The organism is Devosia nitrariae (genome assembly GCF_030160115.1).
Taxonomy (GTDB): Bacteria; Pseudomonadota; Alphaproteobacteria; order Rhizobiales; family Devosiaceae; genus Devosia; species Devosia nitrariae.
Genome location: NZ_BSNS01000002.1, coordinates 254,072 through 280,559, shown reverse-complemented (window position 1 = coordinate 280,559; position 26,488 = coordinate 254,072). Strand labels below are relative to the sequence as shown.

The window sequence follows — 26,488 nt, the reverse complement described above, 5'->3', positions numbered from 1 at the left end:
ACGGCGGCGGCCTGGGGAAACCGCAAACCGAGGAGCGCATCTTGGCCGGCTATGTGCTGCAACGCCTGCTGCTCGTGATCCCGACTGTCTTCGTGATCTCGATCATCACGTTCGTCATCATCCAACTGCCACCGGGCGACTTTCTGACATCCTATATTGCCACGCTCGAGTCCGGCGGGCAGGTCGTCGATCAGGCGCAGATCGATGCGCTGCGTGCCCAGTACGGGCTTGGGGAACCGGTTTATGTCCAGTACTGGAAGTGGGTCGTCGGCGTATTGTCGGGTGATTTCGGCCACTCGTTCCAATGGAAGCGCCCAGTGGTCGACCTCATCGGCGAGCGCATGGCGCTGACTATCGCGCTCTCGGTGGCCTCGCTGCTCCTGGTTTGGGCGATCTCGTTGCCGATCGGCATCTATTCGGCCGTCAGGCAGTATTCGCCCGGCGACTATTTCTTCACCTTCATCAGCTTCGTGGGGCTCGGCGTACCCAATTTCCTTTTCGCGCTGGTCCTGATGTGGTGGGCCTACTCGCAATTCGGCATGTCCGTTGGCGGGCTCTTCTCACCCCAATATGCCGACGCCCCTTGGAGCCTGGCGAAGGTTCTCGACTTCTTGTCGCATCTGTGGATTCCGGCCGCGGTTCTGGCCATCGGCGGTATTGCCGGCCTCATCCGCATCATGCGGGCCAATCTGCTCGACGAACTGCCCAAGCTTTACGTCACCACGGCCCGCGCCAAGGGTATGGGCGAGACGAGTCTCGTGCTCAAGTACCCGGTGCGCGTGGCACTCAATCCTTTCGTCAGCACCATAGGTTGGACCCTTCCCGGCCTTGTTTCAGGCTCCATCATTGTTTCGGTAGTGCTGAACCTACCCACGACCGGACCGATGCTGCTTACCGCGCTGCAGTCGCAGGACATGTACCTGGCCGGAGCCATCCTGCTCATGCTGAGCATCCTCACGGTTATCGGCACCCTTATTTCGGACGTGCTGCTCGCGTGGCTCGATCCCCGTATCCGTTTCAATTAGAGGCCGCAATGACAACGACCTCCGAGACCGGCACACCTGAGGCCTTTCAGCCGGCCGACAACGGCGCCGGCAAGGCGGCGTCCTACGCCGCCGCCTCCGAATGGCGTTTGATGTGGTATAAGTTCAGCCGGCACCGCCTCGCCGTTATTTGTGGCATCATAGTGCTGTTGCTCTACGTTGTAGCCGCCTTCGTCGAGTTCGTCGCCCCCTACGATCCGGAGGCGCAGAATCCTGCCAGCGCCTACCAGGCGCCAACCCGCATCCATTTCGTCGATGCAGACGGCCAGTTTCATCTGCGGCCGTTCGTCTATGGTACGAGCAGCCAGCGCAATCTCGATACGTTCGAGCTGGAGTTCGTCGAAGATACCTCGGCACGCCACCATCTTTCGCTATTCGTCCAGGGCGACGACTACCGACTGTGGGGGCTATTTCCTTCCAATCTGCACCTTTTCGGAGTCGAGGATGCCGATGCCCGCGTCTACCTTTTAGGCGCCGACCGGCAGGGGCGGGATCTTTTGAGCCGCATTATCCATGGCACGCGCCTGTCCATGTCTATCGGACTGGCCGGTGTGGTGATGAGCTTCTTTATCGGCATCGTGGTGGGCGGGGTTTCGGGCTATTTCGGCGGCACGATCGATATCGTAACGCAGCGCATCATCGAGTTCGTGCGGTCGATGCCCACCATACCGCTGTGGCTGGGTTTGGCGGCGGCACTGCCGTCGAACTGGTCGGTAATGCAGGTCTATTTCGCCATAACCGTCATTCTGTCGCTCATCGGCTGGACCGGTCTCGCGCAGGTGGTGCGCGGCAGAGCGCTGGCTTTGCGCGAGGAAGATTTCATCATGGCGGCCCGGCTCTGTGGCACCAGCCGGACGCGCATCATTTTCAAGCACATGGTGCCCTCATTCATGAGCCACATCATTGCCGCGCTCACCCTGGCGGTACCCGAAATGATTATCGCAGAAACAGCGCTGAGTTTCCTGGGGCTCGGCCTGCGCTACCCCGCCATCAGCTGGGGAGTGCTGCTGCAGGAAGCACAGAACCTGCGCTCAGTTGCGCTGGCGCCCTGGCTACTTGCTCCCGGCGCCATGGTGGTGATTGCAGTGCTCGCCCTCAACTTCCTCGGCGATGGCCTGCGCGATGCCGCCGACCCGTATCGGCGCTAGGAGGGCGAGATGACCGACCAAGCAATGCCCGCCGACATGCTGCTGGACGTTCGTGACCTGCGAACCGGGTTTGCCCTCAGGGAGGGCTACGTCCGGGCGGTGGATGGCGCTTCGTTCCATGTCCGTCGTGGGGAGACCATCGGCGTGGTGGGCGAGAGCGGCTGCGGAAAGAGCATTACCGCCCGCACCATCCTGAGGATCGCCGGCACCTCCGACGACTCGTTGGCGGGAAAGGTGATTTTCCGCCGTTCCAGCGGAGAAGTGACGGACCTTCTGGAACTGCCCCATAGCGGTCGAGAAATTCGCAGGATCCGGGGGGCGGAGATCGCCATGATCTTCCAGGAGCCGATGACGGCGTTCAGCCCGGTGCACACCATCGGGAACCAGATCATTGAGGCAATCCGGCTGCACCAATCCATCTCCAAGGAGGAAGCGCGGACCGCCGCCGTCGACATGCTGCGGCGCGTGGAGATGTCGAGCGCCGAGAAGCGCATCGACGCTTACCCGCACCAGCTCTCGGGCGGGATGCGGCAGCGAGCAATGATCGCCATGGCGCTGGTCTGCCGGCCGCAATTGCTGCTTGCGGACGAGCCTACCACCGCGCTGGACGTGACCACGCAGGCGCAGATCCTGGGGCTGATCCGCCAGCTCAAGGATGATCTGGGCATGAGCGTGATGATGATCACCCACGATTTGGGCGTGGTAGCCGAAACTGCGCAGACCGTGGCGGTGATGTATCTGGGTAAGGTCGTGGAAATGGCCGACGTCAAATCGCTTTTCCGCGACCCCAAGCATCCCTACACCCGCGCGCTGCTGGCCTCGATTCCCAAACTCGGGCGAAGGGCAGGGGAACCGCTGCACCCGGTCAAGGGCATGGTGCCCAGCCCGTTCAACCGCCCTATTGGCTGCCCATTCCACACTCGCTGCCCCTCGGCCATGCCGGGCATTTGCGAAAAGTCCATGCCCGGCAAGACCACCGTTGCCGGGGGCCATACGGTGAGCTGCTTTCTCTTCGGTGAAGGCGACAAGGCAGAGGAGCAAAGTGCATGAGCGCCATTGAGCCGGCTTTCACGCCCGCGGGCCGCCGTCTGCTAGACGTCAAGGGCCTCACCAAGCACTATCCGATCACACGCGGTCTTCTGCGCCGCGAAGTGGGGCGGGTACGCGCCGTCGACGACGTCACCTTTCACGTAGACGAGGGCGAAACGCTGGGTCTCGTCGGCGAGAGCGGCTGCGGCAAGACTTCGACCGGGCGTTGCCTCTTGCGGGCCATCGACCCGACGGATGGTCAGATCATCTTTGACCGTGGAGACGGCAAACCGGTCGATATTGCGCAGTCCGAGGGGGGGAGCCTCAAGGCCCTGCGCAGAGACATGCAGATGATCTTCCAGGATCCGTTCTCATCGCTCAATCCGCGCTGGACTCTGCTCGATCTGGTGGGCGAGCCGCTCGTGGCGTTCGGGGTCAGCAAGGGCAAGGCGCTGGAGGAGCGCGTTGCCTACCTGCTCGAGCGGGTGGGCCTGCGCCCTGAATACATGCGCCGGTATCCCCACGCTTTCAGCGGCGGCGAGCGCCAGCGCATCGGCATCGCGCGGGCGTTGGCCCTCAATCCGCGCCTCGTGGTGGCCGATGAGCCCGTCTCGGCGCTTGACGTCTCGGTGCGGGCGCAAACGTTGAACCTTCTGGAAGAGCTGCAGCAGGAACTTGGGCTCACCTATCTCTTCATCTCCCACGACCTGAGCGTGGTGCAGCACATCTGCGATCGCGTGGTGGTGATGTATGTGGGAAAGGTGGTTGAGGTGGCCAAGACGGCGGATCTCTACTTCACGCCCAGGCATCCCTATACCGAAGCGCTGCTGTCGGCGGTGCCCAAGCCGGATCCTGAACAGCAATCTAGCCGTATCGTGCTGCAAGGCGAGGTAGCCGACCCAAGCAATATTCCCTCCGGGTGCGCCTTCCACCCCCGTTGCCCGTACGCGATCGAAAAATGCCGTACAGTCGTACCAGTCCTTGAAACCATCGGGGACGGGCAGCAGGTGCGCTGCCACCGCGCGCACGAGCTTTCACTGCGAGGCGTCGAATGACCCCGCTCACCCCGAACAAACAGATCTTACTTCCACGGAGACGATATCTATGCGCCGAACCGACATCCTTGCGAGGCTAAAGGCACAGAGGGCGGCCGGTCGGCCCATTATCGGCGCAGGCGCCGGAACCGGCCTTTCGGCCAAATGCGTCGAGGTTGGCGGGGCCGACATCATCGTCATTTACAATTCCGGTCGCTTCCGGATGGCTGGACGCGGCTCGCTTGCCGGTATGATGCCCTACGGCGACGCCAATGCCATTGTGGTGGACATGGCCAGGGAGGTGCTGCCGGTGGTGCTGAACGTTCCCGTTATGGCGGGCGTATGCGGAACCGATCCATTCCGCCTCATGCCGGTGTTCCTCAAGCAGATCAAGGAGATGGGTTTTTCCGGAGTGCAGAATTTCCCAAGCGTCGGGCTGATCGACGGAATGTTCCGTGCCAATCTGGAGGAAACTGGCATGGGGTATGACAAGGAAGTGGAAATGATCCGCATTGCCCATGAACTCGACCTGGTTACCACACCTTATGTCTTTACACCCAAAGAGGCCGAGGACATGACCTTGGCCGGTGCCGATATTCTGGTTCCCCATGTCGGGCTGACCACCAAAGGAGCCATCGGCGCACAATCCGCTGTGACGCTGGATGACGCCGTCCGGGCGATCCAGGACATGCATGACGCTGCCAGGGCGATCAATCCAGATATCATTGTGCTGTGCCATGGTGGTCCCATCGCCGAACCGGACGACGCCGCCTACGTGCTCGGCAATACGCGCGGTATCGACGGCTTTTTCGGCGCATCGAGCGCCGAGCGGCTGCCGACGGAAATCGCGATCACCGAAAATATGCGCCGGTTCAAGGCCATCGGGATGGATTTGGCGCCGGCCTGACTAGACCGGACTTTGGGAGGAGAGGAATTCATGAGCGCGATAAATCATCGGACGGTTCCGACGCAGACATTCGACTGGGGACTGATCAAGTGGTTCGTGTCCCCTTTGGCCACGCCGGGAGCCAAGTTGACCTTTGGGGAGGTTGTGCTGCTGCCGGGCGAAGGTCACACCCGCCACAACCACTCCGCTGCCGAAGAAATCCTCTATGTCCTATCCGGCGAGGGACGGCAGATGGTCGACGACAAGCCTGAATTCCAGGTGGGTCCGGGGGACACGATCTACATCCCAACTGCCATCTACCATTCGACGGTCAATACAGGCTGGGAACCGCTGCGCCTGCTGGCACTCTACAACCCTGGTGGCGCTGAAGTCGACCTTGCCGCGCTGCCCGACTTTGCCGAGGTGCCCGCGGGTTCCCTGCCGCGGCTGCAGCGTAAGGCCTAGACCGTGGCCGGCGTCGTTCTCGTCGGAACGCTCGACACCAAGGGGGCCGAGTACGAAGTCATGCGCGACCATCTACGGGCTCTCGGCCACCAGGTAACGGTGGTCGATGCCGGCGTGCTCGGCGCTCCGGGCTTTGTCCCCGACATTTCACGTGCAGAGGTCGCCGCGGCCGCAGGCGCCGATATCGACGCTCTGCTGGCCGCTAGGGACCGGGGTGTGGCACTCACACGGCTCTCGGAGGGTGCGCGAGTGCTCTTGTCCGATCTGCACGCGCAAGGGCGACTGCATGGGGTTGCGGCAATGGGCGGCTCAGGCGGCAGCGCGCTGGCCGCCACTGCCATGCGGGGCCTGCCGGTCGGCGTACCCAAACTCATCGTTTCCACCGTCGCCTCGGGCGATACCCGCGCCTATGTCGGGACCACCGACATCACCATGATGCATTCGGTGGTGGACGTTGCCGGGCTGAACCGCATCAGCCGGCGCGTCATTGGCAATGCGGCAGGCGCCATCGCGGGCATGGCCACGGCCTATCAACAAGCGGCGGGTCCGACCGCCGGCGACAGGCCGTTGGTCGGTGCCACCATGTTCGGTGTCACCACGCCCGGCGCGATGGCGGCCAAGGCTCGGCTCGAGGAGCAGGGTTATGAAGTGATCATCTTTCACGCGGTGGGCACCGGCGGGCAAGCCTTGGAGGCCCTGGTCGCGGGCGGCTATCTTGCCGGGGTGCTGGACCTGACCACGACAGAGCTGGCCGACGCCCTTGTGGGCGGGATATTTCCCGCACATGACGGCCGCCTGACAATGGCGGGGAAGCATGGCGTGCCGCAAGTGGTCTCGCTCGGCGCGCTGGACATGGTCAATTTTGGGCCGCGGGCAAGCGTGCCGGCCAGGTTCGAGGGCCGCCTGCTATACGAGCACAATGCCAACATTACGCTGATGCGGACGACGCCGGAGGAGTGCGCCGTACTTGGCCGCCAAATTGGCGAGCGCCTGGCCGCGGCGGATGCCCCGACCAGACTCTTCATACCCAAAGCCGGTATTTCGGCCATCGCCGTAGTCGGGGGAGTCTTTCACGATCCGGATGCCGACGCGGCCCTCTTGAACGGCATCCAAGAGGGTGCGGGGGGCCAGGTCGAGATTACCGAACTCGACCTCGACATAAATGACAGCGCCTTCGCTCAAGCGATGGCCGACGCCCTCGTCGCCATGATGCGCCGACCTTCCGCCAGAGGAGTACAAAAATGAGCTATCGCATGCTGCAGATCGGCGTGGGGGGCTATGGCAAGCTCTGGTCGGAGCAATTCGTGCCGCCTAACATCGCCGATGGGCTGATCGAAGTGGTCGGCATCGCAGATACCGACACCACGGCCCTTAAAGCCGCGCAGGCCTTCCACAACTTGTCCGATGAGGTTTGCTTCATTTCAGCGGCGGAACTGGTTGCCAAGGTCCGCGCCGATTTCGTGCTCATCTCGACACCGGCCTGGCATCACGAGGAGCATATCCGCCTGTCGATAGCGGCCGGCCTCCGTGTGTTATGCGAGAAGCCGGTGGCCGACACGATGGAGGCGACTATCCGGGTCCACGAACTGGTGAAGAAGGCTGGCACTAAGCTGGCCATGACGATGACGCACCGGTTCGACCAGCCCAATACCACGTTCCGCAATACATTGCGCTCGGGGCTGGACGGGCCGCTCGATTATCTCGTGTTCCGCCAGACGGGCGAACTGCGCAAGTACGGCGCCTGGGCCGCCTTCCGTCACGAACTGCCCGATGTGATGTTGGGGGAAGCCGGTATCCATCACTTTGACATGATACGTGACTTAGCGGGCGCCGACTGCGCCACGATATTTGCGCGCTCTTGGACACCGCCCTGGGGTGAATTTAAGGGCGATGCCAATGTGCTTGCCATCGCCACCTTTCAGAATGGCGTCAAGCTCTCCTACGAAGGCACCAGCTGCAACGCGGTGGCCATCAATCCCTACTTCAAGGCGTATGTTCGCGCCGAGTGCGAGAACGGAGTCATAGTCCTCAGCCATGGCGAAGTTGAACGGCACCGCCACGATCCCACCCGGCAGCGCGGCAGCCGCAAGGAAGGGGAGGGCGAGCCCATACCTGCCGCCCAGCAGACCAAGTTCGGCAATGTCTGGCTGATCGATCGCTTTGTCCGCTGGCTCGACGGTGGCGGGGAAATGGAAACCAGCATCGAAACTCATGTGAAGTCGCAGGCCATGGTCTATGCCGCAATCCGCAGCGTCCACACCGGGCGGGAGATCGACGTGGCGGAGTTCATCGAAGAACATCGGCTCGCCGTGCGGCGCGCGTCGGCGGCATGACTGTGCTGGGGAGATGGATCGTCTTCGGTTCCGACCACATCGGCGGCGCTCGAGGTGAAACTGGTTCCGGCAAGTGGCGGAGGGGCAGGAGGTGGGGGGATGCCAGATCCATTTAGTCCGGACACCGTCGATTTCCCAAATATCGCCTGGTGACGCGACCGATGCGTTCTCGTGACCGGACACGAACGCCCCCTGACCGGGAGCATGTCTTCCAGGCGCTGGGCAGAATTGTCGCCAATCGCTTCTTCGGACCGGAGTCTCGCGCCGGCAGTCTATTGTTTGCGAGGCTCTCCAACGACACCGTCCATCCGCTTTCCAAGCGGCAGGTGGCGGAACTTACGGCTCAGTATTCTCGCCCAACCTCAGCTGGCTTCGGCTGTTCGCTTTTGCCGGGCCTAGGCGGTGCGGGATGAGCGCGCGACTGCTGCAATTCCAAGTTCGGCGCGCTGGCACTAAGATCGCTGTACTGCACAACCATCCGGATCACCCGCGTGGCGTCTTAGAACCCTCCGAACGCAACGGAGCGGCCGGTACGCAGGTCGGTGCCGCCAAACGGCAGAACGGCCTGACCGATGCCGGTGACCCGCCGGACGCTGTCCAGGGCATCTTCGGAAACCTCGATCGAGGCAGCGACTGTCGGCTTGCCGTCTATCTTGGCCGGCGGTCCCAGGGGAGCGATCCGCCAGCCCATGCTCACACCCAGTTCGACCATGTAAATGGTCGAAACGAAGGTGATGAAGGCGTAGCCCTGGGACAGGGCATACTCCATCATCGCGCAGAAAAGGGCTGCAGACTCCGGGGCCCGGCGCCGGCCCTCGCGACGATCAGGGCGCACGTAAAAGCGCGTCCAATCGGCCCCTAGCGCGGGTGGCGCTGGAAACGGTTCCGTTACGAGCCCCGGAAAGACCGTCTGCAGCAAGGTCGGTCCGTCGTGACAGTTGAAGCGCGACCCGCCGACGAGTTCGCCATCCTCCGTCACCAGAATATGAGCGGCATTGGGTCCATCGAAGGCATCCACGTCACGCTGGTCGGGACGCCGGATTGCCTCCCAGCCCTGCAGGTCGACAAAGATTCGATGCCGCAACTTGTAATTCTCTTCGAGCAAATCTCCATATCGAGCGCGGTTATGGGCGCCCAAAAGGTGTACCTTCATGCCGCCGATCCCCATGGTTCTGCGGATATTAAGGCACGCTCGAGTTAGGTTACGGTATTGTTAGAACTTACAATGTGATCAGCCGGTGCCGGATGGCCTCGACAACCGTATGTGTGCGGTTCTTGGTGCCGAGCTTGGTCTGGGCATTCACGCAGTGCTGGTTGACAGTGCGTTCGGACAAGCCCGTGATCACCGCGATCTCGCCCGCCGTCTTGCCGCTGGCCGCCCATTTCAGCACTTCGGATTCCCGCAGCGTAATGGCACGCCGCCGCGGCTGCTCACTACCCGGCATGTTGAGATAGCGCAGGCGCCCATGCGCATAGAGCGCGAGCATGTGAAGCTCCAACCGCGAGTGTTCGTCGACCTCGGCCGTGCTGCCGACCAGCGAAACCACGCCCTGCATTCCCCCTTCCATATGGACGGGAATGCAGAAACCGTCGTGCATGCCGAACTCGGCAGCTTCGTCCATCACCCGTTTAGCGGGCAGATCCGAGGTCGGGTCGTAGCCTGCCTCGGACCAGTCGAACGGTAATGTCGTCGTGAAGCAGTGGCGCGCAACTGGATCAAGATGCACGTAGCCGAGCCTAGTGTAGCGTTGGTACCATTCGTCGGGCCAGCCCGATAGCAGCACGAACGGTCGCACGTCCTGCCCACGATCGGGCAGGCCCGATATGATAAAGCGGTCAAGACCATACGAGCTTATGGCCCGGTACAGGATGTCGCGAATGGCCTCGCCCGACGTTTGATGCTGGACCGCCTCTATGGTCGTCATCAGTTCCGAATTCAACTGGCCCGCCTCTTGCCTCGCTGAACAAGGAACCATTGTGCTGCGTAGAGCTGATTTGCGCAAGCGTTTGACAACTTGCGCAAATCCGCCTTGCGCGGCCGCCATGGGAAAAAAGACTGGAGCACCCGTGCCTTGCATGAAAGAGCGGTATTCGCTCGGTGCGCTAGTTGCTCGTCTCGAACTGATGCGGATTGAAGTGGTAGGCGCTCGAGCAGAACTCGCAGACCACCTCGATCTGGCCGTCGACTGCCATCTCGGCGCGCTCCTCGCTCGAGAAGCTGTTGCGCAGCATGTCCTCGATACGCTCGGCCGAGCAGGTGCAGCGCTCCTCGATCGCCGTCGGTTCGAAGACCCGTACTCCCGTCTCGTGATAGAGACGGAAGAGCAGTTGCTCGGGTGAGACGGTGGGATCGGCGAGTTCGGCATCCTCTACGGTGGAGAGCAGGGTCCGCGCCCGCGTCCAGCTGTCGGGCTCGACGAAATCGGGGTCTGCGGTTTCCGGATTGTCGAAATCGCCGTCGCCTGGCAGGTCCGGCATCACGGCCATGCCGTGATCAGGCAGATGCTGGATGAGGACGCCGCCGGCACGCCAGTGGGAAACCGGATCGCCCCTCTGGCTGAGCTCGGCGACGGCCAGGCGCACATGCGTCGGGATCTGCTCGGACTGCATGAAATAAGTGTGCGCCACTTCTTCGAGGGAATCGCCCTCGAGTGCAACGATGCCTTGGTACCGCTCCATGTGCTCGCCCTGATCGATGGTCATGGCAAGGTGCCCCTTGCCGAGGAGCTCGCCCGGCCTCGCCCGGCCCGAAGCGACCGCGGCGTCGAGCTCCGCTTCATCGAAGCGCGCATAGGCGCGCACGCCGTCGGGCGCATCGAAGTCGACGACGAGCAGGTTGACCGGACCATCGGTCTGCGTCTGCAGGATGAAACGGCCCTCGAACTTCAGCGACGAGCCGATGAGCGCTGCAAGCGCGACGGCTTCACCCAGGAGCCGCGCAACCGGGGGCGGATAGTCGTGACGCTTCAGCATGGCATCGAGCGCTGCCCCGAGCCGCACGGACCGGCCGCGGGTGTCGAGGTTCTCGAGGGTGAAGGGCACGACGGCATCGTCACCGGTTTCCGGTCGGTCAAGGCCGAGGTTGGATGTGATGGTGTCTGCCATGAGTGCTTTCCATTTGGCATCGGTTTGCGCAGCAACGCAACCAGCCCCTGTCCCTTCCGGGCAGAGGGCGATGCAGGCCGGGCCGTTACCTTGCTATTCTACGGTTTCGATCCCGAAGACCCAGGCCAGGATCGCCTTTTGTGCGTGCAGGCGGTTCTCCGCCTCGTCGAACACGACCGACTGCGGCCCGTCGATGACCTCGTCGGTGACCTCGTCGCCGCGATGAGCGGGAAGGCAATGCATGAACAGCGCGTCCTTGCTCGCCCGGTGCATTAGTTTGGTGTCGACGCGGTAGGGTTTCAAGACCCGGCGGCGCTCCCCGGGATCGGTGTCGCCCATGGAAACCCAGGTATCGGTGATGACGAGATCGGCGCCCTCGACCGCTTCGAACGGGTCGACGCCGAGCGAGACGACCCCCCCGGCCCGGCGGATGTCGGCCATCATACCCTGGTCCGGCCCGAATTGCTCGGGGCAGGCGATGGCGAGCGTGCAGTTGAATTTCTCAGCCGCATGCACCCAGCTCATCATCACATTGTTGCTATCGCCCACCCAGGCGACCCGAGCGCCTTCGATCGAGCCGTGGCGCTCCTCGAACGTCTGGATGTCGGCCATCACCTGGCAGGGATGGCCGCGCCGGGTCAAGCCGTTGATGACCGGTATGGAGGAGGCGGCGGCGAGCTCGAGGAGGTCGTCATGCGCCAGGATGCGGATCATGATCGCATCGACATAGCGCGCCATGACCTTGGCCGTGTCCGAAAGCGTCTCCTCGCGGGCCAGCTGCATCTCGCTGCCGGTCAGCATCAGCGTCTCACCTCCGAGCTGGCGCATGCCGACATCGAACGACACGCGCGTGCGGGTGGATTCGCGCTCGAAGATCATGGCGAGAACCTTGTCCTGCAGCAGCGGCGGACGCTCGCCAGCCTTGAGGCGGGTTTTGAGCGCCGCGGCGAGGTCAAGGATGGTGCGCAACTCCGACTTGCTGAGGTCGGCGATGGAAAGGAAATGTCTGGGCGTTCCGGTCATGACGCTGTGTGTCCGGCTGGTTGTGACGCTTTGGGGGAAGGGCGCTCAGTCGACCGCAGGTGCGGTCGCCGTTTCGGCCTCGATGGCGGTGAAGGCGGCCGCGATGCGCGCCACGGCCTCCTCGATATCGGCTTCGGTAACGATCAGCGGCGGCAGGAGGCGCAGCACATTGTCTCCCGCCGCGATGGTCAGGAGCTTGTGGTCGTCGCGCAGGCGTATGACGAAATCCTTGGCCGGCGGCGTGATCTTGATCCCGGTGAGCAGGCCCTTGCCGCGCATTTCCACCACGAACTGCGGGAAACGCTGGGAGAGCTGCTGCAGGTGCCAGGAGAGCCTCTGGCCCATGCTGTTGACATGGTTGAGGAACCCGGGGGCTAGAACGCGGTCGAGCACCGCGTTGCCGACGGCGCAGGCGAGCGGATTGCCACCATAGGTCGAGCCGTGCGTGCCCGGCACCATGGCACTGGCGATCTCGTTCCTGGCAAGGCAAGCGCCCAGCGGGAAGCCGCCACCGATGGCCTTGGCGACGGCAACGATATCGGGCGTGATGCCCGACCATTCATGGGCAAAGAAAAGCCCGGTACGGCCGAACCCGCACTGGATCTCGTCGAGGATCAGCAGCAGGTCGTGCTCATCGCAAAGCGCGCGCAGGCCCTGCATGAACTCGTTCGACATGGCGGTAACGCCGCCCTCCCCCTGCACGGGCTCGATGAGAATGCCGCAGGTCTGGGGACCGATAAGCGCCTTGACCGAAGAGAGGTCATTGGGTGTTGCATGCTTAAAGCCGGGGGCGGGCGGGCCGAAGCCCTCGAGATAGCTGGAATTGCCGCCCGCGGCGATGGCGCCGAGCGTGCGCCCGTGGAAAGAGCCGGAAAAGGCGATGATCTCATAGCGGTCCGCTTCGCCCTTGTCCCAGAAATACCGCCGCGCGCTCTTGATGGCGCATTCGATCGCCTCGGCGCCCGAATTGGTGAAGAACACGGCATCAGCGAAGGTGGCATCGACCAGCCGCTGGGCGAGCCGCTCCTGCTCGGGAATGGTGAAGGTGTTGGCCGTGTGCCAGACCTTCTCGGCCGCCGACTTGAGGGTCGCCACGAGATGCGGATCCCCATGCCCGAGGGCATTGACGGCCACGCCCGCGTGGAAATCGAGATACTCGGTGCCATCCTGCGCGAAAAGTCGCATGCCCTCGCCCCGCTCGAAAGCGAGTTCGGACCGGGCATACGTGCCGTAAAGCGCAGACATGGTGTTCACCGAGGTTGCGAGTGTTGCAGGAATGACTCAGGAGCCGGACGGAATGCACCGCGAGCCCCTGAAAAACCAAAAGCGCGCTGCCCTCTGGCGGCGCGCGAGGCCCTGAAATAGGGCAAATAGGCCCGACAAGTCAATGCGAACCGGCTCAAGTGCCTGATTTGACTCAGGCTTTCTTAACTCAATCTTAAGCATGGGTTTTTCCGGGGAAAGTCGAGGCCGACTCTTGATCCCGATTCCGCCCGTGGCGTACTATCGGACGCGTTGGGGACACGATATCTCGTGTGGCGGACCCCTGCGACATACGAATTATAGAGATGGCGGCTGCCGTGCCGTTCTGGCAGCGCGATGAGGGATTCTGCTTTGACGATGGTTTCAGGAGCGCAGACCATGGGTTGGACCGACGAGCGCGTCGAGCTGCTCAAGAAACTTTGGATGGAAGGCCTTTCGGCCAGCCAGATCGCGGGCGAGCTCGGCGACGGGGTGACGCGGAACGCCGTGATCGGCAAGGTGCATCGGCTGAAGCTCTCGGCCCGCGCCAAGCCGACCAGTTCGGCGCCGCGCCGCTCGGTGCAGCGCACGACCCCGCGCCGCGTCGCCTCGCCCTCGTCGGGCATGGGCAGCGGGATGGGAATGTCCAAGCCTCGCGCCAGCATCATGCGCACCCAGACCATCGGCGCGACGGCCCTTGCCGCCAGTCCCGAGATGGAAACCGAGGTCTACGTCGCCCCGCAGGTGCAGGAGCTGTTCATCCCCGAGGACAAGCGCCTCTCGCTGCTGCAGCTCAACGAGCACACCTGCAAGTGGCCCATCGGCGACCCGCTCTCCAAGGATTTCTACTTCTGCGGGCAGGCGTCCAACGAAGGCATTCCCTATTGCGAGTTCCACGCGCGGCGGGCCTACCACCAGATGGACAAGAAGAAGCGCTGACATACCGGCTGTGAGTGAGTTTGCAGGGGGAGGCTTCGGCCTCCCTTTTTATTTGGGCTCCTCCTGCCGCGCCTTCACCAGCGCGCGATGAGCTTGCCCGCTGCCGCCCCGACCGCCGCCAGCATGGCGATGGCGAGGGGGTACCAGGTGACGACGAAGAAGGGTGAATCGTCGGTGCAGTTGGCCGCATAGAACGTCGCCGCTATCCCGCCGGCAAGCAGACCTGTTACCGCACCGGAGAGGGCCGGGCGGGTTGGCGCCCCGTGCCGCAGGGTCGGCAGGAGCAGCGCCAGCGGCCCGATGCCGATGAGCGGAATCCAGGTGAGGCAATTGAAGCTGTTCTTGCCCATGGCGGTCATCGCCCACTGCGCCTGCGGCACGCTGAAGAACTCGGCCGCGACCGCCAGCAGCAGCAGAGCCGGCGCGGCGGCGAGGAGGACGAGGTCGCGCCTGCCGGCCGCCCCCGGGCGGTTCAGGCGCAGGAGCAGCCAGAAGGCGCTGCCGGCAAGCGCAATGGTGACGACGAACTTGAACAGGAAGCGCCCGGTGGTGGCGGCCTCGCCGATATCGGCGCGCGGACCGATGGTCGCGGCGAAGACAAGAGCGGCCGCAACGCATGCAGCAACCGTCAGCCACTCCAGCACCACGTCCATAGGGCGCCTGACCCGGCCGGCGTCAGCCGTCAGCGCTATGATGAGGTCGTCCGTCTTCATGTCCTTTTCCCGAACCGCGACGCGATCGCCGCCAGTCCCCTGTGCAGCGCCACCCGCACTGCCGTTTCTTTCATGCCGAGCGCCTCGGCCGTCTCGCGGATCGAGCGGCCCTCGACCGATATGGCCTCGACCACGCGTCGTTGCCCGTCGCTGAGGCCGCCGAGCGCCGTGGCGATGTCACGCCCGCGGGGCCGCTCCTCCTGGGCTTCGGCTTCGAGTGTTTCAACGACAGTGTCCATCACGACTGTCGCGTGCCGCCCGCGCCGCCGCAGTGCATCGACGATCTTGTAGCGGGTGATCGCATGCACCCACGGACCAATGAGGCCATCCGGTTGCCAGGTGTGGCGTTTGAGGTGGATGGCCAGAAGCGTTTCCTGCACGATGTCCTCGGGATCAACCCCGATGCCCGGCGCCAACCTGCCGCGCGCCGCGCGCCGCACGACCGCCGCGACCTCCTTGAGCAACACGGCGTAGGCCGCCTCGTCGCCGTCAAGCGCCCGCTGCATCAGACCGGCAAGCCTTCTGTCTACGTCGGGGTTCAATGCGTCTTCCTGATGAGTTCGCCGAGCAGAACCATTCGTTACATGCCGGCTGCAAATATATGCCGCAACCGAAAATGTCGACCACGATCCCATGAGCAGAAAACAGCGGCGTAACATTTGTTCAGCCTCGTTGCCGCGCTCGCTGCGTTCTTGCCGCCCGCCTCGCTTCCGGGTTAGTTGCGTTGCAAAGTGAATCTCGGGGACAGGCCATGACTGACTATGCCAGCTATCCAACCCTTGCCGGGCGCCCTGTGGTGATATCCGGCGGCGCCTCGGGCATCGGGGAGGCGCTCGTGCGCAATTTCGCCGGGCAGGGCGCGAAGGTCGGCTTTGTCGATATCGCGGCGGAGGCGGGCGAGAAGTTGTCCGCCGAGCTCACCGCCGCCGGACAGACGGTGCGTTTTGCCCGCTGCGATGTGACCGATACCGATGCCTACAAGGCCGCCATCGACGGCTTTGCCGCCGCCCATGGCGATGCGCTGGTCCTCGTCAACAACGCAGCGCACGACGAGCGGCACGACTGGAGCGATGTGACGCCCACCTATTGGGACGAGCGCATCGCCGTCAATCTGAAGCACGCCTTCTTTGCCATCCAGGCGGTGGCGCCGGGCATGATGCGGGCAGGCAAGGGCTCGATCATCAACTTCGGCTCGATCAGCTGGATGATCATGAGCCCGAGGATCCCCGTCTACGAGACGGCGAAGGCGGCAACTCACGGGATGACCCGGGCCATGGCGCGCGAGCTCGGCAAGTCCGGTATCCGCGTCAACACCCTGGCTCCCGGCTGGGTAATGACGCAGAGGCAGTTGACGCACTGGCTGAATGCCGACGCCGAGCGGCTGATCGATGAGGCGCAGGCGCTGGCCGGCCGCGTTTTCCCGGATGACTGCGCGCGCATGGCGCTGTTCCTTGCCGCCGACGATAGCGCCATGATCTCGGCACAGCAGTTCCTCGTCGATGGCGGCTGGGCCAATACCTGATTGCTTCTCACCACCTTCCTGCCTTATTCGCATACCAGACAGGCTCCACGGGGCGATTCTCTTGTCAGGGGGACACTGATGAAATCGAAGATTATCGCGGCATCCATTGCCGCATTGGCGTTGACGGCCTGCACCACCACCGATCCTTATACGGGCCAGCAGCGCATCTCCAATACTGCCGGCGGCGCCTTGCTCGGCACGGGCGGCGGCGCGCTTGCCGGGGCGCTGGTGGGCGCGGCGGTTGGCGGCGACCCGCGCGTCGGTGCGCTCATCGGCGCCGGTGTTGGCGGCCTCACCGGCGCGGCCATCGGCAACTATATGGACCAGCAGGAAGCCGAACTGCGCGCCCAGCTGCAGGGAACGGGTGTGTCGGTGACGCGCGTAGGCGACCAGATTATCCTCAACATGCCCTCCAATATCACCTTCGCCACCGACAGCGCGACGGTGCAGCCGCAGTTCACGTCTACGCTGACCTCGGTCGCCCTGGTGTTGAAGAAGTTCGACAAGACCATTGTCGACGTCTACGGGCACACCGACTCGACCGGCAGCGCCGAATACAATCTCGGCCTCTCGCAGCGCCGCGCGGTGTCGGTTGCTACGCTCCTTGCCAACCAGGGCATCGACCAGCGCCGCTTCTATATCGAAGGCATGGGCGCGACCCAACCGATCGCCTCCAACGCCAACGAGTCCGGCCGCGCGCAGAACCGGCGTGTCGAGATCAAGCTCTCGCCCATCCAGGGCTGAGCTCCGTCGGGATTTTCAACGAAGGCCCGGAGTCCTGCTCCGGGCCTTTGCATGCGCGCAGTTGCATTCCTGCCGTTGAACTACTCGCGTCGTTCGGCCCGCTGCTGATAATGCGGGTCGGTATGGCGGCCGGCATAGGCCTCGTCGAGCTCATTGATGATGGCCTCGCCATTGCAAGGATCGACGCGCTTGAGGATCTCGTCGATCTTGGCTTCCATGCGGTCGTCCCCTTCCTTGGATTGGGGCGAGCCAACGAACAGCAGGAACGCCAATCCGCCGATCTGCCAGAGGAGTTGCAGGAACTCCGATTGCCAGTTCTCGAGCGTGTCGCGCGTCATCACGATAAGATAGGGCCCCACCTGCGGGACCTCGCCATGGGAGGCCTGCTCGTCAACGAAGGCAAACCACCCAAAGAGCCAGTGGCCGACGATCGAGATGACTAAAAGCCGAGGGTGACCCAGGCGTAACTGTATCTCTTCCATATCGACGATCCGGGCATGTTCGCTCTCCACTGCAGACCAGCGGAAAAACTCGCCATTGAGCAAAGGTTGCTGCTGGAGAAGGAGGAGCCGCTCAGCCGATGCCGAGGAACGGAACGACGAGGAACGCCACTCCGACGGCGGCGACCAGTAGCCCCGGCCAGTTGGCCTTGAGTCCAAGGAATCCCATACTGCGGCGCTGCGGCTCGAGCGTCGTTCCGGCCGGATCATCGGGCGAGGCGCGCGAATCCGACAGGCGGCCACTCTTGATGGCGGCGAGCGCCATCATCACAACTCCGCACGCAACCAGCACTGCTCCGAGAATCGTAAAAGTCGCCATGGGCGGCCTCCTGGCGCAGTAACGACAGGCTGGCGCTTTCGTTCCGGAGACGAGACCGCGATCCTTCCCGGGGAGACGAGATCCACGCCGCAGCTGGCATCGTGGTGAGCTGGCTTCAGCGCGAGTGGCTACAGGATATCCTACAAGTTCTTCTTGCAGGATGTCCTACAAGTCGATATAGCACAAGCAACCTGGAGAACGGACGTGAACCAGCCCATCAGGCCTCTGGAGCGAGCTCCGCTGCTGCATGTGAGCGTGCAGGAGAGCCTTCGTAAATACATCGAGGAGAATCGGCTGGAGGCGGGTGCGGCCCTTCCACCCGAGAGCTATCTCGCCCAGCAACTGGGCGTCGGCCGGAATTCTGTGCGCGAGGCAATCAAGGCGCTGGCGTCCTTGGGGATCCTGGAGACGCGCCGTGGGATCGGCGTTTTCGTCAAGGAGTTCTCCTTCAAGCCCCTCCTCGACAACCTGGCGTACGGGCTCCAGGCCTCCCTGCGCGACATCGAAGAGCTGCGCCAGATCAGGCAGGTCCTGGAAACCGGCCTCATCGACAAGACGATCGAAATGATCAGTGCCGAGGATCTCGCCGAGCTTCGCGAGGTCACCGAGCGGATGCGCATGAGGGCAGAAAGGAACGATAGTTTCGCCGAGGAGGACCAGCAGTTCCATCAACTGCTGTTCCGCTGCCAGAACAACCAGATGTTGAGCTCGCTGATCGATATCTTCTGGACGGCCTACTACAAGGTGTCCGGGTTCGCCGATCTCAAGAATCCAACTCCACTTTCAACCTGGCGCGATCACCACGAAATCGTCGAGGCGATCGCGGCCAAGGATGTCGAGGCTGCGCGCTCGCGCCTCGCCGCCCACTATTCCGGGATCCAGAAGGTCGTCGCCCAAAGTCGATCCGCCCTGTCCCCGGATGGCTCTGACAACTGACGATAAAAAAGGAGGAAGACATGATTGGGAGGACTTTGGGGCGTACGCTGGCTGTGGCTGGCCTTGCGCTGGCAAGCACGGCGCTCGTGGCGCTGCCGGCTATCGCTCAAAGCGAGGAGAAAACCATTGTCGGCGGGTTCGATGTCGGTCCGGGTGGTTTTCAGGGCAATTTCAACCCGCTCACCGCGACAGCGGGGTTTACCTGGCTCAACACCTACTACGAGCCGCTGGTGACCTATACCGCCGATCTGTCGCGGTTGAAGGGCGAACTCGCCGGCGAATACACCGCCAGCGACGATCTGACGACGTTCACCTTCAAGCTAGCCGATGCCGTGTGGCACGATGGTGAGCCGTTCACCTCGGCCGACGTCAAGTACACCTTTGATCTGGCGATGAACCCCGAGAGCGGCAGCATTTTCGCCGCGCGTCTTGCCGACGTGGTTTCGGTCGAAACCCCCGACGAGAAGACTGCCGTGGTGACGCTGAAAGGGCCCAATGGCGGATTCCTGTCGACGATCACGCAACTCATGATGCTGCCCGAGCATGAGCTGGCATCAAAGCCGGCGGCAGAGCTGGCACAAAGCGATTGGTGGTCGACTACCCCCGTGGGCACGGGTCCGTTTAAGTTCGTGCAATATGCCAGTGATCAGTTCGTCGAGCTTGAGGCGTTCGACGACTATCGCGACGGCCGCCCTCAGGTGGACAAGCTCATCAACCGTTATTTTGCCAATCCGGCGGCCGCGGTGGCGGCACTGCGGGCCGGCGAAATTCAGTTCACCTATGCCGAAGCTGACGATGCCCAGTCCTTCGAGGACGCGGAAGGATTCACCGTTATCCCGGGCGACTCGTTCGTTTTGAACTATATCGGGTTCAACCACAGGACCGAACTCTGGAACGACGTGCGCGTGCGTCAGGCGGTGATGCATGCCATCGATCGCGACACGATCATCGAGACCCTCTACAACGGCGCTGCCAAGAAGGCGGAGTGTAACTACGTCGCGCCGCAATACGTCCCCGACGACCTGATCGACTATTCCTACGACCCGGAAAAAGCGCGCACTCTGCTCGCCGAGGCAGGCTGGGAGGAGATCAACGGTGGCCAGGAACTTCCGTGGCTGACCTATTACAACAGTCCGCAGGTGGCCAATATCATGGCGGCCGTCCAGGCCATGCTCGCCGACGTCGGCGTCAACGTCGCCCCTCGCGTGGTGGACGTTCCGACCTACAACGGCATCGTGCGCGGCGATGACGTCAGCCAGTTCCCGCTGGTCTATGCGGGTGCCGGCAACGGCCCCAATCCTGCCCAGCACAATATCAACCTGAACTCCGAGCAGGTGCCGCCGAACGGCAACAACATCATGCATATCAGCCTGCCCGAGCTCGATACGGCCCTGGCCTCGGCCATGAGTGAAGCCGACCCGTCGCAGATGGATGCACGCTGGCAGGAGGTCTGCAGGGTCGTGAACGAACAGATGCCCTGGGGATCGATGTGGGTTGCGAGCCGGTACGGTATCGCTTCGGACTCGCTCGAGGACTTCGTCTGGACGCCGGCGCCTGGCGGTGGGCCGTTCGAGATGAACCCGGAGGCCTGGGACATCGAGCCCTAATCGAGAGCGCGCGGCGGACGGTGGCTGCATGCCGTCGTCCGCCGCCTTCAGGCGGCCGAGCAATATGAGTGAATGCGAAACAAGCGCGCAAACGAGGGCGGTGACCCGGCGCGCCATGTTGCGCGGCCTGTGCTGATTGCATCGCGGCGGGCAGGAAGGACCAGATCGTGCTTCGATACATCGCATCCCGGGCGGGTACGGGCCTGTTCTTGCTATTGGCGCTGTCGGTGCTGATCTTCATCATGCTCCGCCTTACGCCCGGCGACCCGATCGACGCGTATATCAATCCCACCATTCCCATAGGTGCAGCGGACCTGGCGGCGCTGCGCGAACGGCTTGGTCTCGATCAGCCCCTGCCGGTCCAGTATTTCGCCTGGCTGGCAGCGGCGTTGTCGGGCGACTTCGGCTACTCGATCCAGCGCGGCGGCGTGCCCGTGCTGCCGCTCGTGCTCAGCCGGGTCGGCCCGACCGTGTTGCTGATGTTCACCGCAATCGCGATCTCCATCGTCGTCGGCGTTTCCGCCGGGATCATCAGCGCGGTCCGCAAGAACAAGGCTTCCGACGTCGGCCTCTCGATCGTTTCGTTTCTTGGCGTTTCCAGCCCGGCATTTCTGACGGGATTGCTCGGTCTTTATGCCTTCTCGGTCCTGCTGCGGTGGTTTCCTTCAGGCGGCATGCTGACCCCCGGGCGCCCCTATTCCAGCCTCGACCTCCTCTACCATCTCATTCTGCCCGCGACCCTGCTCTCGATCGCTCAGGGCGCGCTCATCATGCGGTATATGCGCGGCTCGCTCCTCGAAGTCCTGTCGCAGGACTATGTCCGCACCGCCCGAGCGAAGGGTGTTCGGGAGTTCTGGGTCGTGGTCAAGCATGCTGTGCGCAACGCACTGCTGCCGGTCATCACGCTGATCGGATCGACCATTGGCGGGGCGATCGGCGGGGCGATCTTCATCGAGAGCGTTTTCAACTGGCCGGGCATGGGCCTGTTGATGATCAACGCCGTCACCAGCCGTGACTATAGCGTCATCATGTGTGCAACGCTCCTGACCGGGGCCAGCGTCATCCTCGTCAACCTGTTGACCGACATTGCCTATGCGGCGGTCGACCCTCGCATCAGGAACGCGTGAGATGGCGACACTCTCACCTACGATGTCAGCGCATCCGGCAAGGGGCCCCATCCGGCGCGCCGTGGAACGGTTCCTCTCCAACATTCCCGCAGTCGTCGGCCTAGTGGTGACGCTCATCATCATCGGGATGTCTCTCACCTACCAGTGGTGGTGGATCTATTCGCCCAACGACATTGACCTGCGTGCGATCAACCAGGGACCATCGGTCTCCCACTGGATGGGCAGCGACGGTGTCGGCCGCGATGTGATGGCAAGACTGATGCAGGGCGGCAGGATTTCGCTGCTGGTGGCAGTCGTTTCCATGTTCATCTCGATGTTCATCGGGTTCATCTTCGGTGCCGTGGCCGGGTTTTCGGGGCGACTGGTCGATGGCGCGGCAATGCGGCTTGTCGATCTCGCCATGACCCTGCCGCCGGTCATATTCCTTCTCGTTCTCGCATCGATCGCGGGGACCGGCGTCATGCCGACGATCCTCGTCATCTCGCTGCTGTCGTGGCCGGTGCTCGCACGCATGGTCAGGGCGCGCTTCCTCGAACTGCGCGAGCGCGACTTCGTGGTGGCCGCGCGCGGCATGGGGGCGAGCCTGCCGCATCTGCTGCTGCGTCACGGCATCCCGAACTGCATCGATATCCTCGTCGTCTACGCCACGCTCCAGATCGCCGCCGGAATTCTTCTCGAAGCCGGTCTGTCGTTCCTCGGCCTCGGGATCGCGCCGCCCGAGGCGAGCTGGGGCAACATGCTCAATGCCGCCCGCTCGACCCGCGTTCTCGAGGCCTATCCCTGGCAGTGGATGTTCCCCGGAGCACTGCTGGTCACGTCCGTTCTTGCAATCAACTTCATAGGCGACGGCCTGCGCGACGCCTTTGATCCGCGATCCGATCTCAATTAGCCAAATTAAGGTTTCCAATGCCGCTCTTCGAAGGCGTCGTCCCTCCCGTCGTCACACCTCTCACCACCGCGCATGAGGTCGATTTCGATTCGTTCGACCGCGTGGTGGAGTTCCTGCTCGATGCAGGCGTTCACGGTCTCTTCGTTCTCGGATCCACGAGCGAGGTCGTGTTCCACAACGATCGCACCCGGGTCGAACTCATCGAACGGGCGCTCAAGCGTGCCGGCGGTCGGGTACCGGTGTTTGCCGGCGTGATCGATCCTGCGACCGACCGCGTCATCGCCCACGCCCGCGCCGCACAGTCGGCGGGCGTCGACGCCGTCGTCGTCACCGCGCCGTTCTATGCGCGCACCAGCCAACCCGAGATCATCGACCACTTCCGCTATGTGCGCGAGGCGCTCGAGGTTCCGGTCGTTGCCTACGACATCCCGGTTTGCGTCCATAGCAAGCTCGAGCGCGCAACGACGACGACCCTGGCCAAGGAAGGCGCGATCGCCGGGTTGAAGGACTCCAGCGGCGATGATGGGAATTTCCGCTACGTCCTCTCCGACAATGCCGGCTTGCCCGATTTCTTTGCCATGACAGGATCGGAGATCGTCGTCGACAGCATGCTCAATCTCGGTGCGCATGGCGTGGTTCCCGGTCTCGCCAATGTGGACCCGCATGGTTATGTGCGCCTCTGGAACATGTGCCGCGCTGGAGATGTGGAAGGCGCCCGTAAGGAGCAGGAGCGCCTGTGCGCGCTGTTCGAGATCGTGCGGATCAGCCTGCCGCGCACCAGCACCGGCTCAGCGGGAGTGGGGGCTTTCAAGACGGCAATGCGCAGCCGCGGCGTCATCTCGACCAACATCATGGCAAGGCCCCAACGGGCACTCAACGACGACGAAGCGCGCAGCGTCGACGCGATACTGAGCTCCACTGGTCTCCTGGGGTGACGATGGACGCCCAGCCAATCCTGGATATCGCCGGGCTCACCACCGTCTTCCGCATCGCAAAGCAGCGTGTCGTTGCCGTGCGCGATCTCAACCTGACGATCGCGCCGGCAGAGACGGTGGCGCTCGTCGGGGAGTCCGGTTCTGGCAAATCGGTTACGAGCCTCAGCATCATGGGCCTGCTTCCCAAGGGCGTGGGAGAGGTCGAATCCGGCCGGCTGGCGCTGCGCCGGAAATCGGGGGATGTCGTAGATCTGCGCGGGCTCTCCCGCGAGGCGTTCCGCGGGGTGCGGGGAAATGACATCGGCATGGTGTTTCAGGAGCCGTTGACGAGCCTGAACCCCGTTTTCACCATTGGCGAGCAGATCGCCGAGCCGATCCGGATTCACAAGGGGGCTTCGCATGCCAAGGCATTTGCGGAGGCTGTAGGCCTGCTCGCAGGCGTTGGCATTCCCGACCCGAGGCGAAGGGCGAGCCAATATCCCCACGAGCTCTCCGGCGGCATGCGCCAGCGCGCGACCATCGCGATGGCCCTCGCCTGCGATCCCGCGCTGCTGATTGCTGATGAGCCGACCACGGCCCTCGATGTGACCATCCAGGCCCAGATCCTGGACCTCCTCAAGCGCATGCAGTCCGAACGCGGAATGGGCATGCTGTTCATCACCCATAATCTCGGCGTTGTCGCCGAGATCGCGGACCGGGTCGCGGTCATGTATGCCGGCTCGATCGTCGAGACGGGGAGCGTGGCCCGGGTATTTTCCCATCCGCGCCACCCCTATACCGAGGGTCTCATGCGTTCGGCGCCCCGGCTCGGGGAAGCAACGGTCCTTAAGGAAGCCGGTACGCCGCTGCCGACGATCGCCGGCTCGGTGCCGAGCCTGGCCAACCTGCCCAACGGCTGCCCGTTCGCCTCGCGTTGCGGCTATCGCATCGATCGGTGCACCGAGGCCTTGCCGGCGCTGGCCGATACCGGTCATGCGCAATTCAGCCGCTGCATCCGCTGGCAGGAGGTGTGAGATGACGGTCAACACGCCCCTCCTTTCCGTATCCGCCCTCAGCAAGCACTTTCCGCCGGTCGCTTTCGGACGCGGGCCTGTCGTGCGTGCGGTAGAAGATGTCTCGTTCGACGTCCCGCACGGTCAGGTGGTTGGGCTGGTGGGTGAATCGGGCAGCGGCAAGACGACGATCGCCCGGATGGCGGCGCAGCTCGTCGCGCCCACGTCCGGCCGGATCATCTTTGATGGGCTGGACACGGCCCGCGCGTCGCGTGCCGAGCGGCGGCGCCTGCACGCGCGCATCCAGTACATTTTCCAGGACCCGTTCGCCAGCCTCTCGCCGCGCATGACCATCGGCCAAATTCTGACCGAAGGCCTCGATATTCAGCGGATCGGCACGGCAAATGAGCGTCGCGAGAAGGCGAGATCTGTCCTCGCTTCAGTCGACCTGCCGCCCGATGCCCTGGATCGCTATGCGCACGAGTTCTCGGGCGGACAGCGCCAGCGCATCGGCATCGCCCGCGCCTTGGCCCTCGAGCCCGAGATGATCGTCGCCGACGAACCCGTCTCGGCGCTCGATGTCTCGATTCAGGCCCAGATCATCAACCTTCTGCGCGAGTTGCAGATCCGGCTGAACCTCACGATGCTGTTCATCGCGCACGACCTGGCGGTCGTCGAATACATCGCCGACACCGTCATTGTGCTCTACCTCGGCCGGATCATGGAAAAGGCGCCCGCCCGGCAGCTGTACTCGGCTCCTCAGCATCCCTATACGCGGGCTCTGCTCTCCTCGGTGCCGTCTCCCGATCCGACGCGTCGAGCCAACCGGCAGATCCTGACAGGCGATATTCCGAGCCCGGCCAATCCGCCTTCAGGGTGCGTCTTTCGAACACGCTGCCCCGTCGCGATCGATGCGTGTGCCGGCATCGTGCCGCCGCTGCGCGAGGTTGCGCCCGGGCACTTCAAAGCCTGCATTCGCGACGATCTGGACGGGCTGATGGTGCAGGGCGCAGTCCGATGAAAAGTTCGCGAGGCCCCATAAGTGGGAACTGGGCAACCCTGCTGCTGCCCATAAACTCCGACGACACCATCGATTTCGCCCGCCTCGGCGCCGAGATAGATCATCTGATCTCCGTGCGCGTCGACGGCATCTATTCCAACGGCACGGCAGGGGAGTTCCACAACCAGAGCGAAGACGAATTCGACGCCATTCAGGCGCTGCTCGCCGGCCGTTGCCGCGCAGCGCAGGTGCCGTTCGTCATCGGCGCCTGCCAACCTGATCCGCGCCTGTCGATCGAGCGCGTTCGCCGCGCCGCTGTGCTGGAGCCGGCGGCCATCCAGGTCATATTGCCCGATTGGTGGCCAGTGACCCCCGCAGAAGCGACGCGGTTTCTCGAGCTGGCAGCCGAGGCCGCTGGCGCGATCCCGATCATCCTCTATCATCCGCCGCACGCAAAACGCGTCTTCTCGCCATCCGAGCTCGCTCGGATCCTCGAGCCAGTGTCGCAGGTTGTCGGCATCAAACTCGCGGACGGCGATGCGGATTGGTACCGCGAGGCGCGCCAGCATCTCACGGGTCGGTCGCTATTCGTGCCCGGTCACCACCTGGCAACGGGCGTCAGCGAAGGGGTTGCTGCTGGCGCGTTCTCCAATGTGGCTTGCCTCAGTCCGTCGGGCGCGCAGCGCTGGACACAGCTCATGGCAGATGATCTCGGGCGGGCGCTCGAGATTGAAACTCGCCTGCGCGACTTCCTCGATACCCACATCGCGCCCTTTGCCCGCACCGGCGGATATTCCAACGCCGCGCTCGACAAGCTGCTGGCCGCCATAGGCGGTTGGGCCGATGTCGGAACGCGGTTGCGCCAACCCTATCGCTGGATCGATCCCTCGGTCGTGCCGGACCTGCAACGCGCCGCGGCAAAGGCGATCCCCGAGATAATGTTTTAACGGAGACCGC

At 63.5% G+C, this 26,488-nt stretch carries 28 protein-coding genes; 19 read left to right on the top strand and 9 right to left on the bottom strand.

The annotated features are described in order from the left end of the window. Positions 1–41 precede the first annotated feature (41 nt). From QQK18_RS02005 to QQK18_RS01970, 8 genes are read left to right on the top strand one after another with little or no spacing between them, the layout of a single operon-like run. Entirely contained in the window at positions 42–1,025 is a 984-nt protein-coding gene (locus tag QQK18_RS02005) for an ABC transporter permease (RefSeq protein ID WP_284338600.1), read from the top strand. Positions 1,026–1,033: 8 nt separating this feature from the next. Continuing rightward, entirely contained in the window at positions 1,034–2,191 is a 1,158-nt protein-coding gene (locus QQK18_RS02000; RefSeq protein WP_284338599.1) for an ABC transporter permease, read from the top strand. 9 nt (positions 2,192–2,200) lie between these two features. Then, the gene (locus QQK18_RS01995; protein WP_284338598.1) at positions 2,201–3,241 is read left to right on the top strand and encodes an ABC transporter ATP-binding protein; all 1,041 of its coding nucleotides are present in this window, start codon (positions 2,201–2,203) and stop codon (positions 3,239–3,241) included. Further along, positions 3,238–4,275: an ABC transporter ATP-binding protein gene (locus QQK18_RS01990; RefSeq protein ID WP_284338597.1), complete on the top strand. Its 1,038-nt coding sequence runs from the start codon at positions 3,238–3,240 to the stop codon at positions 4,273–4,275. Before QQK18_RS01995 ends, QQK18_RS01990 begins: the two co-directional genes overlap by 4 nt. A gap of 49 nt (positions 4,276–4,324) precedes the next feature. Continuing rightward, positions 4,325–5,161: a phosphoenolpyruvate hydrolase family protein gene (locus tag QQK18_RS01985; RefSeq protein ID WP_284338596.1), complete on the top strand. Its 837-nt coding sequence runs from the start codon at positions 4,325–4,327 to the stop codon at positions 5,159–5,161. Positions 5,162–5,191: 30 nt separating this feature from the next. Beyond that, entirely contained in the window at positions 5,192–5,605 is a 414-nt protein-coding gene (locus QQK18_RS01980) for a cupin domain-containing protein (protein WP_284338595.1), read from the top strand. 3 nt (positions 5,606–5,608) lie between these two features. Then, positions 5,609–6,850, top strand: coding sequence for a Tm-1-like ATP-binding domain-containing protein (locus tag QQK18_RS01975; protein WP_284338594.1), 1,242 nt, complete (start codon positions 5,609–5,611; stop codon positions 6,848–6,850). Next, positions 6,847–7,938: a Gfo/Idh/MocA family protein gene (locus tag QQK18_RS01970; RefSeq protein WP_284338593.1), complete on the top strand. Its 1,092-nt coding sequence runs from the start codon at positions 6,847–6,849 to the stop codon at positions 7,936–7,938. The genes QQK18_RS01975 and QQK18_RS01970 overlap by 4 nt, the downstream gene beginning before the upstream one ends. Before the next feature lie 499 nt (positions 7,939–8,437). On the opposite strand, the gene QQK18_RS01965 is transcribed toward QQK18_RS01970, so the two are convergent. The 5 genes from QQK18_RS01965 to QQK18_RS01945 all read right to left on the bottom strand — a co-directional run bounded on the left by QQK18_RS01965 (position 8,438) and on the right by QQK18_RS01945 (position 13,311). Next, positions 8,438–9,091, bottom strand: coding sequence for an acyl-homoserine-lactone synthase (locus tag QQK18_RS01965; RefSeq protein ID WP_284338592.1), 654 nt, complete (start codon positions 9,089–9,091; stop codon positions 8,438–8,440). Positions 9,092–9,158: 67 nt separating this feature from the next. Continuing rightward, positions 9,159–9,878, bottom strand: coding sequence for a LuxR family transcriptional regulator (locus QQK18_RS01960; protein ID WP_284338591.1), 720 nt, complete (start codon positions 9,876–9,878; stop codon positions 9,159–9,161). A gap of 163 nt (positions 9,879–10,041) precedes the next feature. Continuing rightward, positions 10,042–11,043, bottom strand: a complete 1,002-nt coding sequence (locus tag QQK18_RS01955; protein WP_284338590.1) for an Hsp33 family molecular chaperone — start codon at positions 11,041–11,043, stop codon at positions 10,042–10,044. 93 nt (positions 11,044–11,136) lie between these two features. Continuing rightward, positions 11,137–12,066, bottom strand: a complete 930-nt coding sequence (argF, locus tag QQK18_RS01950) for an ornithine carbamoyltransferase (protein ID WP_284338589.1) — start codon at positions 12,064–12,066, stop codon at positions 11,137–11,139. A 45-nt stretch (positions 12,067–12,111) separates the two neighbouring features. Then, positions 12,112–13,311 carry an aspartate aminotransferase family protein gene (locus tag QQK18_RS01945; protein ID WP_284338588.1) on the bottom strand — a complete coding sequence of 400 codons (1,200 nt, stop codon included), beginning with the start codon at positions 13,309–13,311 and terminating at the stop codon, positions 12,112–12,114. A 396-nt stretch (positions 13,312–13,707) separates the two neighbouring features. Between QQK18_RS01945 and QQK18_RS01940 the strand changes: the two genes are divergently transcribed. Then, a complete protein-coding gene (locus QQK18_RS01940; protein WP_284338587.1) occupies positions 13,708–14,247 on the top strand; it encodes a GcrA family cell cycle regulator in 540 nt (179 codons plus the stop codon). A gap of 74 nt (positions 14,248–14,321) precedes the next feature. Here QQK18_RS01940 and QQK18_RS01935 read toward each other — a convergent pair whose 3' ends face one another. Then, the gene (locus tag QQK18_RS01935; RefSeq protein ID WP_284338586.1) at positions 14,322–14,960 is read right to left on the bottom strand and encodes an NrsF family protein; all 639 of its coding nucleotides are present in this window, start codon (positions 14,958–14,960) and stop codon (positions 14,322–14,324) included. Next, positions 14,957–15,502 carry a sigma-70 family RNA polymerase sigma factor gene (locus QQK18_RS01930; protein ID WP_284338585.1) on the bottom strand — a complete coding sequence of 182 codons (546 nt, stop codon included), beginning with the start codon at positions 15,500–15,502 and terminating at the stop codon, positions 14,957–14,959. The genes QQK18_RS01935 and QQK18_RS01930 overlap by 4 nt, the downstream gene beginning before the upstream one ends. A gap of 209 nt (positions 15,503–15,711) precedes the next feature. Here QQK18_RS01930 and QQK18_RS01925 point away from each other — a divergent pair, with 209 nt between their 5' ends. Together QQK18_RS01925 and QQK18_RS01920 are read left to right on the top strand one after the other, a co-directional pair. Further along, positions 15,712–16,482, top strand: coding sequence for an SDR family NAD(P)-dependent oxidoreductase (locus QQK18_RS01925; protein ID WP_284338584.1), 771 nt, complete (start codon positions 15,712–15,714; stop codon positions 16,480–16,482). A 78-nt stretch (positions 16,483–16,560) separates the two neighbouring features. Next, positions 16,561–17,226 carry a YiaD family glycine zipper/OmpA-like lipoprotein gene (locus tag QQK18_RS01920; RefSeq protein WP_284338583.1) on the top strand — a complete coding sequence of 222 codons (666 nt, stop codon included), beginning with the start codon at positions 16,561–16,563 and terminating at the stop codon, positions 17,224–17,226. Between the two features lie 80 nt (positions 17,227–17,306). On the opposite strand, the gene QQK18_RS01915 is transcribed toward QQK18_RS01920, so the two are convergent. Then, positions 17,307–17,708: a DUF6766 family protein gene (locus tag QQK18_RS01915; RefSeq protein WP_284338582.1), complete on the bottom strand. Its 402-nt coding sequence runs from the start codon at positions 17,706–17,708 to the stop codon at positions 17,307–17,309. 91 nt (positions 17,709–17,799) lie between these two features. Continuing rightward, positions 17,800–18,045: a hypothetical protein gene (locus tag QQK18_RS01910; protein ID WP_284338581.1), complete on the bottom strand. Its 246-nt coding sequence runs from the start codon at positions 18,043–18,045 to the stop codon at positions 17,800–17,802. 204 nt (positions 18,046–18,249) lie between these two features. On the opposite strand from QQK18_RS01910, the gene QQK18_RS01905 reads away from it, so the two are divergent. From QQK18_RS01905 to QQK18_RS01870, 8 genes are all read left to right on the top strand, one after another. Continuing rightward, positions 18,250–18,981, top strand: coding sequence for a FadR/GntR family transcriptional regulator (locus tag QQK18_RS01905; protein WP_284338580.1), 732 nt, complete (start codon positions 18,250–18,252; stop codon positions 18,979–18,981). 20 nt (positions 18,982–19,001) lie between these two features. Further along, positions 19,002–20,588 carry an ABC transporter substrate-binding protein gene (locus QQK18_RS01900; RefSeq protein ID WP_284338579.1) on the top strand — a complete coding sequence of 529 codons (1,587 nt, stop codon included), beginning with the start codon at positions 19,002–19,004 and terminating at the stop codon, positions 20,586–20,588. Between the two features lie 167 nt (positions 20,589–20,755). Continuing rightward, positions 20,756–21,715: an ABC transporter permease gene (locus QQK18_RS01895; RefSeq protein ID WP_284338578.1), complete on the top strand. Its 960-nt coding sequence runs from the start codon at positions 20,756–20,758 to the stop codon at positions 21,713–21,715. Position 21,716: 1 nt separating this feature from the next. Continuing rightward, the gene (locus tag QQK18_RS01890; protein ID WP_284338577.1) at positions 21,717–22,604 is read left to right on the top strand and encodes an ABC transporter permease; all 888 of its coding nucleotides are present in this window, start codon (positions 21,717–21,719) and stop codon (positions 22,602–22,604) included. 17 nt (positions 22,605–22,621) lie between these two features. Then, positions 22,622–23,539 carry a dihydrodipicolinate synthase family protein gene (locus tag QQK18_RS01885; RefSeq protein WP_284338576.1) on the top strand — a complete coding sequence of 306 codons (918 nt, stop codon included), beginning with the start codon at positions 22,622–22,624 and terminating at the stop codon, positions 23,537–23,539. A 2-nt stretch (positions 23,540–23,541) separates the two neighbouring features. Further along, positions 23,542–24,552, top strand: coding sequence for an ABC transporter ATP-binding protein (locus QQK18_RS01880; RefSeq protein WP_284338575.1), 1,011 nt, complete (start codon positions 23,542–23,544; stop codon positions 24,550–24,552). Between the two features lies 1 nt (position 24,553). Further along, complete coding sequence (locus tag QQK18_RS01875) at positions 24,554–25,552, top strand: ABC transporter ATP-binding protein (RefSeq protein ID WP_284338574.1); 999 nt, start codon at positions 24,554–24,556, stop codon at positions 25,550–25,552. Further along, a complete protein-coding gene (locus tag QQK18_RS01870) occupies positions 25,549–26,478 on the top strand; it encodes a dihydrodipicolinate synthase family protein (protein WP_284338573.1) in 930 nt (309 codons plus the stop codon). Before QQK18_RS01875 ends, QQK18_RS01870 begins: the two co-directional genes overlap by 4 nt. The last annotated feature ends 10 nt before the right edge of the window (positions 26,479–26,488 follow it).

What these genes read in the sequence shown, in the direction of transcription:
- QQK18_RS02000 (WP_284338599.1), top strand. Translation starts at nt 1,034, where the DNA reads ATGACAACGACCTCCGAGACCGGCACACCTGAGGCCTTTCAGCCGGCC.
- QQK18_RS01925 (WP_284338584.1), top strand. Translation starts at nt 15,712, where the DNA reads ATGACTGACTATGCCAGCTATCCAACCCTTGCCGGGCGCCCTGTGGTG.
- QQK18_RS01880 (WP_284338575.1), top strand. Translation starts at nt 23,542, where the DNA reads ATGGACGCCCAGCCAATCCTGGATATCGCCGGGCTCACCACCGTCTTC.
- QQK18_RS01910 (WP_284338581.1), bottom strand. Translation starts at nt 18,045, where the DNA reads ATGGCGACTTTTACGATTCTCGGAGCAGTGCTGGTTGCGTGCGGAGTT.
- QQK18_RS01970 (WP_284338593.1), top strand. Translation starts at nt 6,847, where the DNA reads ATGAGCTATCGCATGCTGCAGATCGGCGTGGGGGGCTATGGCAAGCTC.
- QQK18_RS01995 (WP_284338598.1), top strand. Translation starts at nt 2,201, where the DNA reads ATGACCGACCAAGCAATGCCCGCCGACATGCTGCTGGACGTTCGTGAC.
- QQK18_RS01980 (WP_284338595.1), top strand. Translation starts at nt 5,192, where the DNA reads ATGAGCGCGATAAATCATCGGACGGTTCCGACGCAGACATTCGACTGG.
- QQK18_RS01985 (WP_284338596.1), top strand. Translation starts at nt 4,325, where the DNA reads ATGCGCCGAACCGACATCCTTGCGAGGCTAAAGGCACAGAGGGCGGCC.
- QQK18_RS01900 (WP_284338579.1), top strand. Translation starts at nt 19,002, where the DNA reads ATGATTGGGAGGACTTTGGGGCGTACGCTGGCTGTGGCTGGCCTTGCG.
- QQK18_RS01915 (WP_284338582.1), bottom strand. Translation starts at nt 17,708, where the DNA reads ATGGAAGAGATACAGTTACGCCTGGGTCACCCTCGGCTTTTAGTCATC.
- QQK18_RS01990 (WP_284338597.1), top strand. Translation starts at nt 3,238, where the DNA reads ATGAGCGCCATTGAGCCGGCTTTCACGCCCGCGGGCCGCCGTCTGCTA.
- QQK18_RS01870 (WP_284338573.1), top strand. Translation starts at nt 25,549, where the DNA reads ATGAAAAGTTCGCGAGGCCCCATAAGTGGGAACTGGGCAACCCTGCTG.
- QQK18_RS01875 (WP_284338574.1), top strand. Translation starts at nt 24,554, where the DNA reads ATGACGGTCAACACGCCCCTCCTTTCCGTATCCGCCCTCAGCAAGCAC.
- QQK18_RS01920 (WP_284338583.1), top strand. Translation starts at nt 16,561, where the DNA reads ATGAAATCGAAGATTATCGCGGCATCCATTGCCGCATTGGCGTTGACG.
- QQK18_RS01945 (WP_284338588.1), bottom strand. Translation starts at nt 13,311, where the DNA reads ATGTCTGCGCTTTACGGCACGTATGCCCGGTCCGAACTCGCTTTCGAG.
- QQK18_RS01935 (WP_284338586.1), bottom strand. Translation starts at nt 14,960, where the DNA reads ATGAAGACGGACGACCTCATCATAGCGCTGACGGCTGACGCCGGCCGG.
- QQK18_RS01965 (WP_284338592.1), bottom strand. Translation starts at nt 9,091, where the DNA reads ATGAAGGTACACCTTTTGGGCGCCCATAACCGCGCTCGATATGGAGAT.
- QQK18_RS01890 (WP_284338577.1), top strand. Translation starts at nt 21,717, where the DNA reads ATGGCGACACTCTCACCTACGATGTCAGCGCATCCGGCAAGGGGCCCC.
- QQK18_RS01885 (WP_284338576.1), top strand. Translation starts at nt 22,622, where the DNA reads ATGCCGCTCTTCGAAGGCGTCGTCCCTCCCGTCGTCACACCTCTCACC.
- argF (WP_284338589.1), bottom strand. Translation starts at nt 12,066, where the DNA reads ATGACCGGAACGCCCAGACATTTCCTTTCCATCGCCGACCTCAGCAAG.
- QQK18_RS01955 (WP_284338590.1), bottom strand. Translation starts at nt 11,043, where the DNA reads ATGGCAGACACCATCACATCCAACCTCGGCCTTGACCGACCGGAAACC.
- QQK18_RS01940 (WP_284338587.1), top strand. Translation starts at nt 13,708, where the DNA reads ATGGGTTGGACCGACGAGCGCGTCGAGCTGCTCAAGAAACTTTGGATG.